The 14,900-nt window shown below is 67.2% G+C and carries 10 protein-coding genes; 4 read left to right on the top strand and 6 right to left on the bottom strand.

Translation table 11 applies throughout. The features are described 5' to 3' along the window. Positions 1–15: 15 nt before the first annotated feature. Positions 16–981 carry a LysR family transcriptional regulator gene (locus tag KM176_RS04745; RefSeq protein ID WP_160891053.1) on the bottom strand — a complete coding sequence of 322 codons (966 nt, stop codon included), beginning with the start codon at positions 979–981 and terminating at the stop codon, positions 16–18. An 89-nt stretch (positions 982–1,070) separates the two neighbouring features. Here KM176_RS04745 and metF point away from each other — a divergent pair, with 89 nt between their 5' ends. Then, positions 1,071–1,937, top strand: coding sequence for a methylenetetrahydrofolate reductase [NAD(P)H] (gene metF / locus KM176_RS04740; protein ID WP_160891054.1), 867 nt, complete (start codon positions 1,071–1,073; stop codon positions 1,935–1,937). A gap of 232 nt (positions 1,938–2,169) precedes the next feature. Here the strand turns inward: metF and KM176_RS04735 are convergent, their stop codons facing one another. The 5 genes from KM176_RS04735 to KM176_RS04715 form a co-directional block, all read right to left on the bottom strand. After that, on the bottom strand, positions 2,170–3,234 hold the full coding sequence (locus tag KM176_RS04735) for a DUF2235 domain-containing protein (RefSeq protein WP_160891055.1): 1,065 nt from the start codon (positions 3,232–3,234) through the stop codon (positions 2,170–2,172). Further along, positions 3,212–5,509: a xanthine dehydrogenase family protein molybdopterin-binding subunit gene (locus tag KM176_RS04730; RefSeq protein WP_160891056.1), complete on the bottom strand. Its 2,298-nt coding sequence runs from the start codon at positions 5,507–5,509 to the stop codon at positions 3,212–3,214. The genes KM176_RS04735 and KM176_RS04730 overlap by 23 nt, the downstream gene beginning before the upstream one ends. Positions 5,510–5,678: 169 nt before the next feature. After that, positions 5,679–8,804 carry a valine--tRNA ligase gene (locus KM176_RS04725; RefSeq protein WP_160891057.1) on the bottom strand — a complete coding sequence of 1,042 codons (3,126 nt, stop codon included), beginning with the start codon at positions 8,802–8,804 and terminating at the stop codon, positions 5,679–5,681. 102 nt (positions 8,805–8,906) lie between these two features. Beyond that, positions 8,907–9,131 (bottom strand): DUF2842 domain-containing protein, encoded by a 225-nt coding sequence (locus KM176_RS04720; protein WP_160891058.1) that lies wholly within the window; start codon positions 9,129–9,131, stop codon positions 8,907–8,909. Positions 9,132–9,261: 130 nt separating this feature from the next. Beyond that, positions 9,262–10,557, bottom strand: a complete 1,296-nt coding sequence (locus tag KM176_RS04715) for an adenylosuccinate synthase (RefSeq protein WP_160891059.1) — start codon at positions 10,555–10,557, stop codon at positions 9,262–9,264. Between the two features lie 544 nt (positions 10,558–11,101). Between KM176_RS04715 and secG the strand changes: the two genes are divergently transcribed. From secG to KM176_RS04700, 3 genes are all read left to right on the top strand, one after another. Then, positions 11,102–11,485 (top strand): preprotein translocase subunit SecG, encoded by a 384-nt coding sequence (gene secG / locus KM176_RS04710; protein WP_160891060.1) that lies wholly within the window; start codon positions 11,102–11,104, stop codon positions 11,483–11,485. Between the two features lie 260 nt (positions 11,486–11,745). After that, complete coding sequence (locus tag KM176_RS04705) at positions 11,746–13,389, top strand: CTP synthase (protein ID WP_160891061.1); 1,644 nt, start codon at positions 11,746–11,748, stop codon at positions 13,387–13,389. A gap of 388 nt (positions 13,390–13,777) precedes the next feature. After that, positions 13,778–14,806 carry an Atu2307/SP_0267 family LLM class monooxygenase gene (locus KM176_RS04700; RefSeq protein WP_160891062.1) on the top strand — a complete coding sequence of 343 codons (1,029 nt, stop codon included), beginning with the start codon at positions 13,778–13,780 and terminating at the stop codon, positions 14,804–14,806. The last annotated feature ends 94 nt before the right edge of the window (positions 14,807–14,900 follow it).

Here is a 14,900-nt window from a genome sequence, read left to right as displayed (position 1 = left end):
GACGTGTAAAGGCCCTCAGCCCTCGAGTTCCGGCGCAGGTTTCCCCGCCGCCGGAGCGGAAGGCGGTCGCGTCCCGGGTCCACGCTGCAGTTTCACCGCCTCGGTCCGGGCCAGACGGTTGAAATGGGCCATGTAGGGCTTGCTCACCTCTTCGGACCGGCAGGCCGCGAACATCCGTCGCGTCAGCCCGGTCTCGGTGATCGGCCGGGTGATGTAGTCGGAGTGATACTTCACCTCGCGCAGCACCCAGTCGGGCAGCACCGTCACCCCCCGCCCCGAGGCCACCAGCAGCAGGATCACCTCGGTCAGCTCGACCCGGCGCTGCTGCGCGGGCTCGATGCCCGCGGGCTCCAGCAGCATGGTGAAGACATCGAGGCGCGAACGCTCCACCGGGTAGCTCAGCAGCGTCTCGCCACGGAAATCCTCGGCCTCGATGAAAGGCTTGGCGGCCAGGGGATGGGTGGCGGCGGCCACGAAGACCGGCGAATAGTCGAACAGCGGAACGAAGGTGATCCCGGCCAGGTCTTCGGGATCCGAGGTCAGCACCACATCGACCTGCTCGCGCGCCAACGCCTCCATGGCGTTGAAGGCCAGCCCCGGGCGGATGTCCACGTCGACATCGGCCCAGGCATGGCGGAACAGCTCCAGCACCGGCAGCAGCCATTCGAAACAGGCATGGCATTCCAGCGCGATGTGCAGCCGCCCCGCGCTGCCCTCGCGCAAGCCCTCGAACTCGGCCTCCAGCCCCTCGACCTCGGGCAGCACCCGCTCGGCCACCCGCAGCAGCCGCAGCCCGGCGGCCGATAGCCGCATCGGCTTGGTACGCCGCACGAACAGCTCCATCCCCGCCTGGTCCTCAAGCCCCTTGATCTGGTGCGAGAGCGCGCTTTGCGTTATGTTCAGAAGCTCGGCGGCCCGCTGAAGCCCGCCGGCCTCGTGAATGGCGCGGATCGTCCTGAGATGTCGAAGCTCGATGTGCATTTCAGCCGGCCTCATGATAATCGTGAGTATTATGAAGTTGTCTCATGACGCAGGCTCAGCGACAAGGGGCCAAGCATATGGAGTTGCAGATGACGATTCCCGAAATTTCGTTCGAATTCTTCCCCCCGAAGAACCTCGAGGCCTCGTTCCGCCTGTGGGACACGGTCCAGGTTCTCGCCCCGCTCGCCCCCCGCTTCGTCTCCGTGACCTACGGAGCCGGCGGCACGACGCGCGAACTGACCCGTGACGCGGTGGCAACGCTGCACAAGAACGCGGGCCTCAACGTGGCCGCGCACCTGACCTGCGTGAACGCCACGCGCGCGGAAACCCTCGCCGTCGCCGACAGCTTCGCCGAAGCCGGCGTGACCGAGATCGTCGCGCTGCGCGGCGACCCGCCCAAGGGCGAGGGCAAGTTCACCCCCTGCGAGGGCGGCTTCGCCAATTCGGTCGAGCTGATCGAGGCCCTCGCGGCCACCGGCAAGTTCACCCTGCGCGTCGGCGCCTATCCGGAACGTCACCCCGACGCCCCCGATGCCGATGCCGACGTCACCTGGCTGAAGCGCAAGTTCGAAGCCGGCGCCGCGGAGGGGCTGACCCAGTTCTTCTTCGAGGCCGATACCTTCCTGCGCTTCCGCGATCGCTGCGTGGCCGCCGGCATCGACAAGCCGATCGTGCCGGGCATCCTGCCGATCGAGAACTGGAAGGGCATGCGCCGCTTCGCGCTGAACTGTGGCGCCAATGTCCCCGCCTGGATGGACGAGGCCTTCGAGAAGGCCGGGCGCGACGGTCGCGAGGACCTGCTGGCCACCTCGCTGTGCACCGAGATGTGCGACCGGCTGATGCAGGAAGGCGTCGAGAAGCTGCACTTCTACACGCTCAACAAGCCCGAACTGACCCGCGATGTCTGCCACGCCCTGGGCGTGACGCCGAACGGCAAGCTCGAACACGTCGCCTGATCTTCAGCGACACTGCGATCCCGGCACCGGCGCGTCTGCTTCCAGCGGCGCGCCGTGCATATTTTTGGAAAGATGAAACCGGCAGGGCGCGCCCTTTTCCACCCCGGGGGCGCGGGCGGCGCCACAGGACCGCGGTGGCCTGCCGGGGCGTCACGCCCTCCCTGTCACCTGGCCTCAAATATCCCCGCCGGAGGCATCGCCACGGCGGCCACGGGCCGCCCGCCCGGCGATCTCAGGCCATCTGCCGATGGGTCGGGATCGTGCCGCGCGCCAGTGCCGTGTCGTGCAGCCGTTCCGAGGGATCGGCCCCCACCAGGCGCGGTTTGCGCAACAGGAAGAACTTGGCGGTCCCGCGCCATTGCCCGACGGAAGGCGCCTCGACATCCCCGGGAAAGCGCGCCCGCCAGCCCGACGGCAACGGCAGGCCGCGCAGCTCCGCCTGGCCCAGCATCCAGACCAGCGGCAGGTTCGACAGGCCGCGCGCCGCCCGCAGGCCCCCCAGCTGGCCACCGACATCGCCATGGGTGCCGGCGAACCAGACCTGTTCCAGCCGGCCGTGCCAGTCCGGGTCGCTCTGCCAGAGGACCGGCGCATAGACCGAGCGCGTCTCCTCCAGCGCCAGGGCATGGAAGCCCGAACGCACGCAGGCCGAGAGGTGGTGATTGTGAAAGGCATGATGGGCCTCCGCCAGCTTCCAGATCCAGGGCAGCCGCAGCCCCAGGCTCTTGACCGTGTCGAAGGCGCCGATCATCTCGATCTCCACCCCGGCATGGCAATGGAGGCGGTGGAAGACGGCGCAGGCCTCGCCGGCATTGGGCGTCTGGTAGAGGCGATAGGCCTGCTGCACGTTGCGCTCGGTCGCCTCCTCGGCGCGCAGCAGCCCCACCTTGTCGATCACCCCGGCCAGCGAACGCACCGCATAGGCGCCCCGCGAATAGCCCATCAGGAAGATCCGGTCGCCGGGCCGGTAGCGCGAGGCCAGGTAGCCGTAGGCGCGGCTGATCTGGCGGTTGATCCCCCGCCCCATCAGCACATCGAGCGTGTTGGACCAGCGCGTCCACTGGATGCCGGCCTCGTAATAGACCGACAGTGCCACCCCGGCGCGCTCGGTCAGCAGCTTGTAGATCAGCCCGATATTCGTCTCGTCCCCCTCCTCGAGGGAGGACATGGTGCCGTCCAGGAGGATGACATGGGTGACCGGGCCGCGCCGGTTGGCCAGCGTGGTCCGCTTGTGGCGGGCCAGCCAGCGCGGCCGGACCAGCCGCAGCAGCTGCTCAAGCGGGCCGCGCGGCGGCATCTTGCAGCAGCGTCCAGACCCGCGCCGGGGTGAAGGGCATGTCGGCCCGTCTCACCCCGCGCGCGGCCAGCGCATCCATCACGGCATTGGCGGCAGCCGCCATCGACCCCACGGTACCGGCCTCTCCGCAGCCCTTCATGCCCATCGGGTTGTTGAGCGAGGGCACCGGTTCGACCGAGAAGCCGATCATCGGCACGTCGGCGGCACGCGGCAGGGCGTAATCCATGAAGCTCGCGCTCAGCAGCTGGCCATCCGCATCGAAATGCACCGCCTCCATCAGCGCCTGTCCGATGCCCTGAACCACCCCGCCATGCACCTGCCCCTCTGCCAGCAGCGGATTGATCATGTTGCCGAAATCATCGACCACCGTGTAACGCTCCAGCCGAACGGCTCCGGTGTCGGGGTCGATCTCCACCTCGGCCAGGTGGGCACCGTTGGGATAGGAGCGCCCCGGCAGCGTCGCGCTCTGCTCGTGCACCAGCAGGTCGGCGCGCCCGGCCTCGCGCGCCATCTCGGCCACGTCCAGCATGTCGGGCGCGGCATTCGATCCCTTGATCCGGAAGCTCTCGTCATCGAAGGAGACCTCCTCGGGCGGCACGCCCATCTTCTCGGCCAGAAAGGCCGAAAAGGCGGTGACCATCTGCCCCACCACGGCCAGGGTGGCATTGTTCTGGGTGGTGACCGAACGCGATCCGCCTGTGCCGCCGCCGGTGGCGATGCGGTCGCTGTCGCCCTGGATGACGCGGATGCGGTCCACGGGAATGCCGCACTGATCCGACAGGAAGCGGGCATAGACCGTCTCGTGTCCCTGGCCGTTCGACTGGGTGCCGACGTATATGTTGACAAGGCCTTCTGGCATGAACTCCACCTTCGCGGTCTCCGAAGGATCGCCCAGAATGCTTTCGATATAATAACAGAGCCCGAGGCCGCGCAGCCTGCCGCGTGCCTCCGCCTCGGCCCGGCGGGCGGCAAAGCCCGCGCGATCGGCGGCCTGTTCGGCGCGGGTCAGCAGCCGATCAAAGGCGCCGACATCGTAGCACTCTCCGGATACGGTGTCGTATGGAAAGGCTTCGGGCGGAATGAAGTTGCGGCGGCGCAGCTCGAACTCATCGACCCCCAGCTCCCGGCCCGCATAGCTCAGGCAGCGTTCCAGCAGGTAGTTCGCCTCGGGGCGGCCGGCGCCGCGATAGGCATCGGTGGGGGTGGTGTTGGTGTAGAAGCCCTCGGCCTCCAGGCAGGCGGTGGTGATGTCGTAGACCCCGGTCAGCACCCGGGCAAACAGATGGCTCTGGATCAGCTGGCCGAAGTTGGAATTGTAGGCGCCCAGGTTGAAGCGGGTCTTCACGTGATAGGCGGTGATCTTCAGATCGGCGTCAAAGCCCATCTCGACCACATGGGTCAGGTCGCGGGCGCCATTGTCGGAAAGCATCGATTCCGTGCGATCCGCCGTCCAGCGCACCGGGCGCTGCAGCATCCGCGCCGCGAAGGCGCAAAGCGCGTATTCGGGATAGAGCTTGGCCTTCATGCCGAAGCCGCCACCGACATCGGGATGGGTGACACGCACCGCCTCGGGGGGCAGATCGAACAGGGTTGCAAGCTCTGCCTTCGGGCCCCAGACGCCCTGCCCGCCCATCGACAGGTGCAGCCGACCGTCGATCCATTCCGCATGGCAGCCGCGCGGCTCCATGGAGACGACCATGACGCGGTTGTCGGACACTTCGAAGCGCAGCGCATGGGCCGAGGCCGCAAGGGCGGCGCGGGTGGCCTGCGGATCGCCGACCAGGTAGTCGACGCCGCGGTTGTCGGGCAGGCCCGGGTGCAGCTCGGTCACCGGATCGCCCAGGGTCATCTGCACCGGGCGGTCCTCCAGCTCGATCTCGATCCGTTCGGCGGCATCGCGAGCGGCATCCAGCGTCTCGGCCACGATCAGCGCCACGGGTTCACCGACGAAGCGCACCCGCCCCTCGGCCAGAAGAGGATAGCGAACCTCGGCGCCGCGCGTGCCGTCGCGCCCCGGCGCCCGCACCGCGGACAGGCCCCGGGTCAGCCCGCCGGCGCGCAGATCCTCGGCAGCGATCACCAGGTGCACGCCGGGCGCGTCCCGCGCCTCGGTCAGGTCGAGCGCATCGATATCGGCATGGGCCACGGCCGCGCGGAACAGGAAGGCATAGAGCGCCCCCTCGGGCACGACATCGTCGGAATAGCCGCCCTGCCCGGTGACGAACCGGTGGTCCTCGACCCGCGTGACCGGCTGACTGCGACCGAATTTCTCCATGGCGTCACCCCCTCCATCCCTTCTTCCGAGACTAGCCTTTGAGGCGAGTCTGTCCAGAAAAACCCGGCGGTTCCGCACGGTTGTGTGAGGCGCGAACGGATCCCGCGAAAGCGGAACGGCCCGCCGGGGTGGCGGGCCGTTCGAAAGGCATCAGTCGTGGCGCGGCGGGTCAGCCCAGTTCGGCCATCCGCGCAAGGGCGGCCTTCAGCTTGCTTTCCTCGTCCTGGCGCGCGGCGAGGTTGGCCTGGGTTTCCTCGACCACCTCGGCGGGCGCGCTTTCGGCGAACTTGGGGTTCTTCAGACGCCCGGCCAGGCCACCGATTTCCTTGGCAAGCTTTTGCAGCGACTTCTCAAGCCGCGCCTTCTCCTCGGCCACGTCGATGATGCCGGCCAGCGGCAGACCGAAGGTCGCGCCCTCGGCCGGCACGGTGATCGTGCCCTTCTCGAAGGCCTCGACCCGGGTCAGCCCCTCGATCCGCGCCAGACGCAGGATCAGCGTCTCGTTCGCGGCCCATGCGGCCTGGGCCTGTTCCCCGAAGCCGGTGACCACCAGCGGCACATAGGCGCCCGCGGGCACATGCACCTGGGCGCGGGCCGAACGGATGTCCTCGATGAGGGAAATCACCCAGTTCATCTCTCGGTCGGCATCGGCGTCGATCAGTTCGGCGCCGTAGGTCGGCCAGTCGGCATGAACCAGCATCTTCGGACGCTCGGCGGTGGTCGCCCACAGCTCTTCGGTGATGAAGGGCATGATCGGGTGCAGCAGGATCAGGCACTGGTCGATCACCCAGCCCATGACCGCCTGGGTCTCGGCGCGCTCGGGCGCATCTTCGGCCAGCAGCGGTTTCGCCAGCTCGACATACCAGTCGCAGACCTTGCCCCAGACGAAGGCGTAAAGGCCAAGCGCCGCCTCGTTGAACTTGAACTCGCTCAGCGCGGCATCGACGGTCTCGCGGATGCGGGCGGTCTCACCGATGATCCACTTGTTGACCGTGGCGGTCGCCACCGGAACGCTGGCCGAGGGCGCGCCGGCCTCGAAGACGCCGTTCATCTCGGCAAAGCGGGTGGCGTTCCAGAGCTTGGTGCCGAAGTTGCGGTAGCCCTTGATGCGCTCTTCCGAGAGCTTCAGCACACCACCGATCGCCGCCATGGAGGCGTTGGTCATGCGCAGCGCGTCGGCACCGTATTCATCGACGATCACCAGCGGGTCGATGACGTTGCCGGTGGTCTTGGACATCTTCTTGCCCTTCTCGTCGCGGACGAGCTGGTGCAGGTAGACGGTGTGGAAGGGCTCCTTCTCGACCACGGCGAGCTGCATCATCATCATCCGGGCGACCCAGAAGAACAGGATGTCCTCGCCGGTGATCAGCACGTCGGTGGGGAAGTATTTCGCCAGCTCGGGGGTTTCCTGCGGCCAGCCCAGCGTGCCGATCGGCCAGAGACCCGAGGAGAACCAGGTGTCCAGAACGTCCGGGTCGCGCCAGACCGGGTAGACCAGCACGGTCGGGTCCTGGGTCGCGGTGTACTGCGCCAGGCTTTCGGCCAGCATGTGCTGGGCGGTCTTCTTGTCGGCCACCTCGACGATGCGGGCATGGCTGATCGGCGCCGGAACATCGGCGTTCTTGTCCTTGAAGGTCTCGATCACCTCATCGAAGGAGCCGCCGCAGGCCTCCACGTCGCCCATGTGGACCAGGTGGTCATCGACGAAGAGCGTCAGCATGTCGACCAGGTCCAGATCGCCCTCGCCGCCGGATTTCAGCGTGCCCAGGTCGACCCCGTACCAGACGGGGATCTGGTGGCCCCACCACAGCTGGCGCGAGATGCACCAGGGCTCGATGTTCTCGAGCCAGTGGTAATACACCTTCTCGCCGCTCTCGGGCATGATCCTGGTGCGGCCTTCGCGCACCGCATCCAGCGCCGGGCCAACGATCTGCTGGCTGTCGACGAACCACTGGTCGGTCAGCATCGGCTCGATCACCACCTTCGAACGATCGCCGAAGGGCTGCATGATGGGCTTGGCCTCGACCAGGGGCACGATCACCTCACCCTCTTCGCCTTCCGGGCGCTTGCCGCCCAGACGGGGATCCGAGGCCACGGTCATCACGGCCAGACCGGCGGCGGTGATGTCCTCGACCACGGCCTTGCGGGCGGTGGCGCCATCCATGCCGCGATACTTCTCGGGCACGAGGTTGAGGGTGTCGATCTCCATCTCGGTGGCCTGGGCGCCCGCCGCGATCTCGCGGGCGCGGGCCACGCAGGCCTCGTAGGGCAGACCGTCGGCGCGCATATGGCCGCGGGTGTCCATCAGGCGGTACATCGGCAGGCCCGCGCGCTTGGCGACCTGGTAGTCGTTGAAGTCATGCGCCCCGGTGATCTTCACCGCGCCCGAACCGAAGGTCGGATCGGGATATTCATCCGAAACGATGGGGATCAGACGGTCGCACAGCGGCAGATGCACCATCTTGCCGACGATGGGCGCATAGCGTTCGTCATCGGGATGCACGGCCACGGCGCCGTCGCCCAGCATGGTTTCGGGGCGGGTCGTCGCGATCGAGATGTAGTCGCGCTCCTCGCTGAAGGTGACGTTGCCGTCCTCGTCCTTCTCGACATAGGTGTAGGTCTCGCCGCCGGCCAGCTTGTACTTGAAGTGCCACATGTAGCCCGCGACCTCGATGTTCTCGACCTCAAGGTCGGAAATCGCGGTCTCGAAATGCGGGTCCCAGTTCACCAGCCGCTTGCCGCGGTAGATCAGGCCCTTCTGGTACATCTCGGCGAAGACCTTGATGACGGCATCGTGGAAGTTCGGCGAATTCTCGTGGCCGATCTTGGGATCGCCCGGCGCACCGGCCATGGTGAAGGCGTTGCGCGACCAGTCGCAGGAGCTGCCGAGGCGCTTCAGCTGCGACACGATGGTGCCGCCGTACTGGCCCTTCCATTCCCAGACCTTCTCCAGGAACTTCTCTCGGCCCAGCTCGCGGCGGCCCTCGTTGCCCTGCGCCGCCAGCATCTTCTCGACCTGCAGCTGGGTGGCGATGCCGGCGTGATCCTGCCCCGGCTGCCACAGGGTGTCATGGCCCCGCATCCGGTGCCAGCGCACTAGGATGTCCTGCAGCGTGTTGTTGAAGGCATGGCCCACGTGCAGCGCGCCGGTGACGTTGGGCGGCGGGATCATCACGCAGAAGCTCTCGGCGCCATCCTTGGCGTTGGCCCCTGCCTTGAAGGCGCCCGAGCTTTCCCAGGCCTCGTAGATCCGGGCCTCCGCATCGGCGGCGTTGAAGGTCTTTTCCATGGCCATGGTCATCATCCTCGGATTGCGCCCCGGAGGCGCCGGTCATCGCTTTAGGCCGAGGGGATAGCGCACCGGCGCGGGAAGGAAAAGGCCCGCAATGGCCGCGCCTCAGTCCGCTTCCGCCTCCGGATCGGACTTGCCGACGCCCAGGAAGACAAAGCGCAGCGGCAGCGCCCAAAGCACGCCCAGCCCGACATAGACCGCCAGCTCCACCAGCAGCGGCGGGCGCTCCAGCCAGTTCATCACGCTGACACAGGCGACGATATAGACCGGCAGCCCGATCACCAGCACCACCAGAGACCAGCGCCGCCGCGCCCTGTAACTCAATGCCATTGCCATCCTCCCGGAAACGAAAATGGGGCGAAGCACCCTTCACCCCATTTTCTTGTCTCAAATATCTCGGGGGGAGTCAGCCCCCGGCTGACGGGGGGCAGAGCCCCCCTGCCCGGTGCGAAACCGCGCCTCAGTCCTCGAACGGGTCGGTGACCAGGATGGTGTCCTCGCGCTCGGGGCTGGTCGAAAGCAGCGCCACCGGGCACTCGATCAGCTCCTCGACGCGACGCACGTACTTGATGGCTGCCGCCGGCAGGTCCGCCCAGCTGCGCGCGCCCTCGGTGGACTCGCTCCAGCCCTCCATCTCCTCGTAGATCGGCGTGCAGCGCGCCTGCTCGTCCGAGGCGATCGGCAGGTGATCCAGCCGCTTGCCGTCCAGATCGTAGCCGACGCAGATCTTCAGCGTCTCGAACCCGTCCAGCACGTCCAGCTTGGTCAGCGCGATGCCGTTGACACCCGAGACCGCGCAGGTCTGGCGCACCAGTGCCGCATCGAACCAACCGCAGCGCCGCTTGCGCCCGGTGACCACGCCGAATTCATGGCCACGGGTGCCCAGACGCTCGCCATCGTCATCCAGCAGCTCGGTCGGGAACGGGCCTTCGCCAACTCGCGTCGTATAGGCCTTCACGATGCCCAGCACGAAATCGATCGAGCCCGGGCCGATGCCCACGCCGGTTGCCGCCTGGCCCGCGATCACGTTCGACGAGGTGACGAAGGGATAGGTGCCGAAGTCGATGTCCAGCAGAGAGCCCTGCGCGCCCTCGAAGAGGATCCGCTTGCCGGCCTTGCGCTTTTCGATCAGCACCTTCCACACGGGGGCGGCATATTGCAGGATCTCGGGCGCGATCTCGCGCAGCTTCGCCAGCAGAGCATCGCGGTCCACGGGCTCCATGCCCAGGCCCTTGCGCAGCGCATTGTGGTGCAGCAGCGCGCGGTCGACGCGGGCTTCCAGCGTCGCCGCATCGGCCAGGTCGGCAACGCGGATCGCGCGACGACCCACCTTGTCCTCGTAACACGGACCGATGCCGCGCCCGGTGGTGCCGATCTTGGTGCCCTTGGAGGCCGCCTCTTCCCGCGCCCGGTCCAGCTCGCCGTGCAGCGGCAGGATCAGCGGGGTGTTCTCGGCGATCATCAGGGTTTCGGGGTCGATGGTGACGCCCTGCTCGCGGATCTTGGCGATCTCGCCGACCAGGTGCCAGGGGTCCAGCACCACGCCGTTGCCGATGACCGACAGCTTGCCGCCGCGCACCACGCCCGAGGGCAGCGCGTTCAGCTTGTAGACCTTGCCGTCGATGACAAGGGTGTGACCGGCATTATGCCCGCCCTGGAAACGTGCGATGACGTCGGCTCGCTCCGAGAGCCAGTCAACGATCTTGCCTTTCCCTTCGTCGCCCCACTGGGCGCCGACAACGACGACATTGGCCATGTCCGGTCCTTTCTGACTTGGCTTGAACGACTCCGGCCCCGCAGAGCCCGGGCCGGTATAGCGAAGCCCCGCGCCCTGCGAAACCGCAATCTCGCCGCCTTCCTCAACGAAGCCGGGTGGCGGGCGGCGAAACCTCGCCCGTGCCGGCGTGAAAGCACCGCCAGAGCCTGCCGCAAGGAGGCAAATGAAGGGATCGCCCGCTGCATTCTGCCCAAAGGCCCCTCCTTGAAATGCGGCAACCAACGCGGCGCCGACCCCGCGGAGCCCAAACGGATCGCCCTCCGTTTTTCGCCCCGGCCCCGCCACCCCGCATCAAAATTCGACCGGCCCCGCAGCTGCCGCAGTCCGCAGGGGCACCGCCCACCTCTTCATCTTTCCCCAAATATGCCCGCCGGAGGCCGCGCCGCCCCGGCGGCGCCCACCCCGGCCCGCCCATCGCGCGGACCATTCGGGCTTGCAGCGCGGCCCGCTCTGCCTTAGACAGCCGCGAAATCGCGCGCCGACCCGGTGCGACTGCCCGCAATCCGACATAGGCTGACCTCCGATGCAAAACATCGTCCTGATAATCCACCTGATCCTCGCGCTGTCGCTGATCGGCGTGGTGCTTCTGCAGCGCTCCGAAGGCGGTGGCCTCGGCATGGGCTCCGGGGGCGGCGGTGCCATGACCGGCCGGGCCGCAGCCTCGGCGCTGTCCAAGGTGACCTGGGGCCTCGCGGCCGCCTTCATCATCACCTCGCTGGCGCTGACCATCCTCGCCGCACAGAAATCCGCCGGCTCCTCGGTCCTCGATCGGATCGGCAACGCCCCGGCCGCCTCCGCGCCCGCCGGCGACGACAGCTCCTCCGACACCACCCTGCCCGGCGGCTCCCTGCTGCCGCCCCCCGCAGGGTCCTCGGACGGCAACGACCTGACCCCCTCGGCCAACTGAGGCCGGGGCCCGGCGTGACCCGCCGGAACCCATATCCCGGGCGCGCGGCTTCCGAACGGTCGCGCGCCCGTTGTTTTTCCTCACCCCTGACCCACTACACCTTGAGGCATCGGCCTGCCTTGAGGGCAGCATCTTGCGGCCCCTGTTGCCGAGCGGTCCCGAATCTGGTATCGCTTAAATCCCGTGATGCTGCGGCCCGTGAGGGCCGTTGGGTTAAGAAATGCGCAATGGCGCCGACCACTCACGGGAGCCTTTGATCCATGGCAAGATACATCTTTATCACGGGCGGCGTCGTGTCGTCCCTCGGCAAGGGTTTGGCCTCTGCCGCCCTCGGGGCGTTGCTCCAGGCGCGGGGTTTCTCCGTTCGCCTGCGCAAGCTCGACCCCTATCTGAACGTCGATCCGGGCACCATGTCGCCCTTCGAGCACGGCGAGGTCTTCGTGACCGACGACGGCGCGGAAACCGACCTGGACCTGGGCCACTACGAACGCTTCACCGGCGTCGCGGCGCGGATGACGGACTCGGTCTCTTCGGGCCGGATCTATTCCAACGTGCTGGAAAAGGAACGTCGCGGCGACTACCTCGGCAAGACCATCCAGGTGGTTCCCCACGTCACCAACGAAATCAAGGACTTCCTTCACGTCGGTGAGGACGAGGTCGATTTCATGCTCTGCGAGATCGGCGGCACGGTGGGCGACATCGAAGGCCTGCCCTTCTTCGAGGCGATCCGCCAGTTCAGCCACGACCTGCCGCGCGGCCAGTGCATCTTCATGCACCTGACCCTGCTGCCCTATCTGGCGGCCTCCGGCGAGCTGAAGACCAAGCCGACCCAGCACTCGGTCAAGGAACTCCAGTCGATCGGCATCGCGCCCGACATTCTGGTCTGCCGTTCCGAACAGCCGATCCCGCAGAAGGAACGCGAGAAGATCGCTCTGTTCTGCAACGTGCGTCCCGACGCCGTGGTGCCGGCCTATGACCTGAACTCGATCTACGAGGCGCCGCTGGCCTATCACCGCGAAGGCCTCGACCAGGCAGTTCTGGACGCCTTCCAGATCAGCCCGGCGCCCAAGCCGGATCTGTCGCGCTGGCAGGACGTGCAGGACCGCATCTGGAACACCGACGGCGAGGTCAACATCGCCATCGTCGGCAAGTACACGCAGCTGGAAGACGCCTACAAGTCGATCAAGGAAGCGCTGATCCACGGCGGCATGGCCAACCGGATCAAGGTCAACGTGCAGTGGGTCGATGCCGAGGTCTTCGACCATGAGGATGCGGCCCCGCATCTGGAAGGCTACCACGCGATCCTGGTGCCCGGCGGCTTCGGCGAACGCGGCACGGAAGGCAAGATCAAGGCGGCGCAATATGCCCGCGAGCAGAAGATCCCCTATCTGGGCATCTGCCTCGGCATGCAGATGGCGGTGATCGAAGCGGCGCGCAACCTCGCGCATATCGAGGCCGCGGGCTCGGAGGAATTCGACCACGAGGCCGGCCAGAAGCGTTTCGAGCCGGTGGTCTACCACCTGAAGGAATGGGTGCAGGGCAACCACGCCGTGCGGCGCAAGGTCGATGACGACAAGGGCGGCACCATGCGCCTTGGCGCCTACACCGCCGCGCTGGCCGAAGGGTCGAAGGTGGCTGAGGTCTACGGCACCACGACCATCGAGGAACGCCACCGTCACCGCTACGAGGTCGACACCAAGTACCGCGAGAAGCTGGAGGGCTGCGGCCTGACCTTCTCGGGGATGTCGCCGGACGGCAAGCTGCCGGAGATCGTCGAGGTCGCCGATCACCCGTGGTTCATCGGCGTCCAGTTCCACCCCGAGCTGAAGTCGAAACCCTTCGATCCGCACCCCCTGTTCAAGGACTTCGTGCGCGCCGCCAAGGACGTGTCGCGGCTGGTCTGATCCGGCGCGGGAAAGATTGCGAAAGGGCGCGGGGAACCTCTCCGCGCCCTTTTTCGTTGGGTCTTCGAAGCGCCAACGGGGCGCACAGCCAGGAGGACCAGCCATGAATTCGATCATCTATCTTGTCGGACTTGTCGTGATCGTCGGAGCCATCGTCGGCTTCGTGTTCTGACCTTTCGGGCCTCCGGAGCGTGGTGCTTCGGGGGCCCGGTCCCGGACGCCCGGCGGAGGGGGCTCTGCCCCCGTCGCCTTCGGCGACTCCCCCGGGATATTTTTGGCCAGATGACAGAGAGCCTGTCACGCCCGCACAGCCGTTGTGCGGGTGTTTTCGTGGATGGGGCGGGCGCGCTTCTGTAGGCTGGCGCGAAGCCACAAGGAGCAGCACGTCATGGAAGTCGGTCTTTATACCTTCGGGGACATCGGCAAGAACCCGGTCACCGGGGAGGTCGTCGATCACGCCACCCGCCTGTCGAACCTGATGGAGGAGATCGAACTGGCCGACCAGGTCGGCCTCGATGTCTTCGGTCTGGGCGAGCATCACCGGCCGAACTACGCCGTGTCCGCGACCGCCGTGGCGCTGGCAGGGGCGGCGCGGATCACCCGCAACATCAAGCTGAGCTCGGCCGTGTCGGTGCTGAGTTCGGATGACCCGGTGCGGGTCTACCAGCAGTTTTCGACCCTCGACAACCTCTCGGGCGGGCGGGCCGAGATCATGGTCGGGCGCGGCAGTTTCATCGAAAGCTTTCCCCTGTTCGGCTACGACCTGAAGGATTACGACGCGCTTTTCGAAGAAAAGCTTGCCATGCTGATGGCGATCAACGAGGGCGAGCGGCTGGACTGGCCGGGCACCGACTTCACCCAGAAGGTCGAGGGGCTGGGTGTCTATCCGCGCCCCGTGAAGGGCAACCTGCCGATCTGGATCGCCGCCGGGGGCACACCGCAGTCGATGGTGCGGGCGGGCGCCTACGGGGCGCCGCTGGCGCTGGCGATCATCGGCGGGCAGCCGCGCCGCTTCGCGCCGCTGGCCGATCTCTACCGCAAGGCCGCCGCACAGGCCGGCCATCCGGAAAAGGCAAGGGTGTCGCTGAACGTCCACGGCTTCGTGGCCGAGGATGGCAGGGCCGCCGCCGACATCTTCTTCCCCGCCCAGAAGCAGGTCATGGACCAGCTGGGGCGTGAACGTGGCTGGCCGCCGCAGAGCCGGGCCCAGTTCGATGCCGGCATGGGGCCGGAGGGGGCGATGTTCGTCGGCTCTCCGGCGCAGCTTGTCGACAAGATCCTCGGGCTGAAGGAGGATCTGGGCTTTGACCGGGTGGTGATGCAGATGGCGATCGGGGTGATCGATCAGAAGGAGATGCTGAAGGCCATCGAGGTGCTGGGCACCAAGGTCGCCCCCGAGCTGCGCCGCGCGGGCTGAGCGGCGGGGGGCACGGGGGGCACGGGGGGGATCTGCCCCCCGGACACCGGTGCCGCAAGCGCAACGAAAAAGGCCCCGGGAGATCCCGGCGCCT

Source organism: Pseudooceanicola endophyticus (assembly GCF_018760365.1).
In the GTDB taxonomy this organism is placed as follows: domain Bacteria; phylum Pseudomonadota; class Alphaproteobacteria; order Rhodobacterales; family Rhodobacteraceae; genus Pseudooceanicola; species Pseudooceanicola endophyticus.
This window is presented reverse-complemented; position numbering and strand designations above follow the sequence as displayed.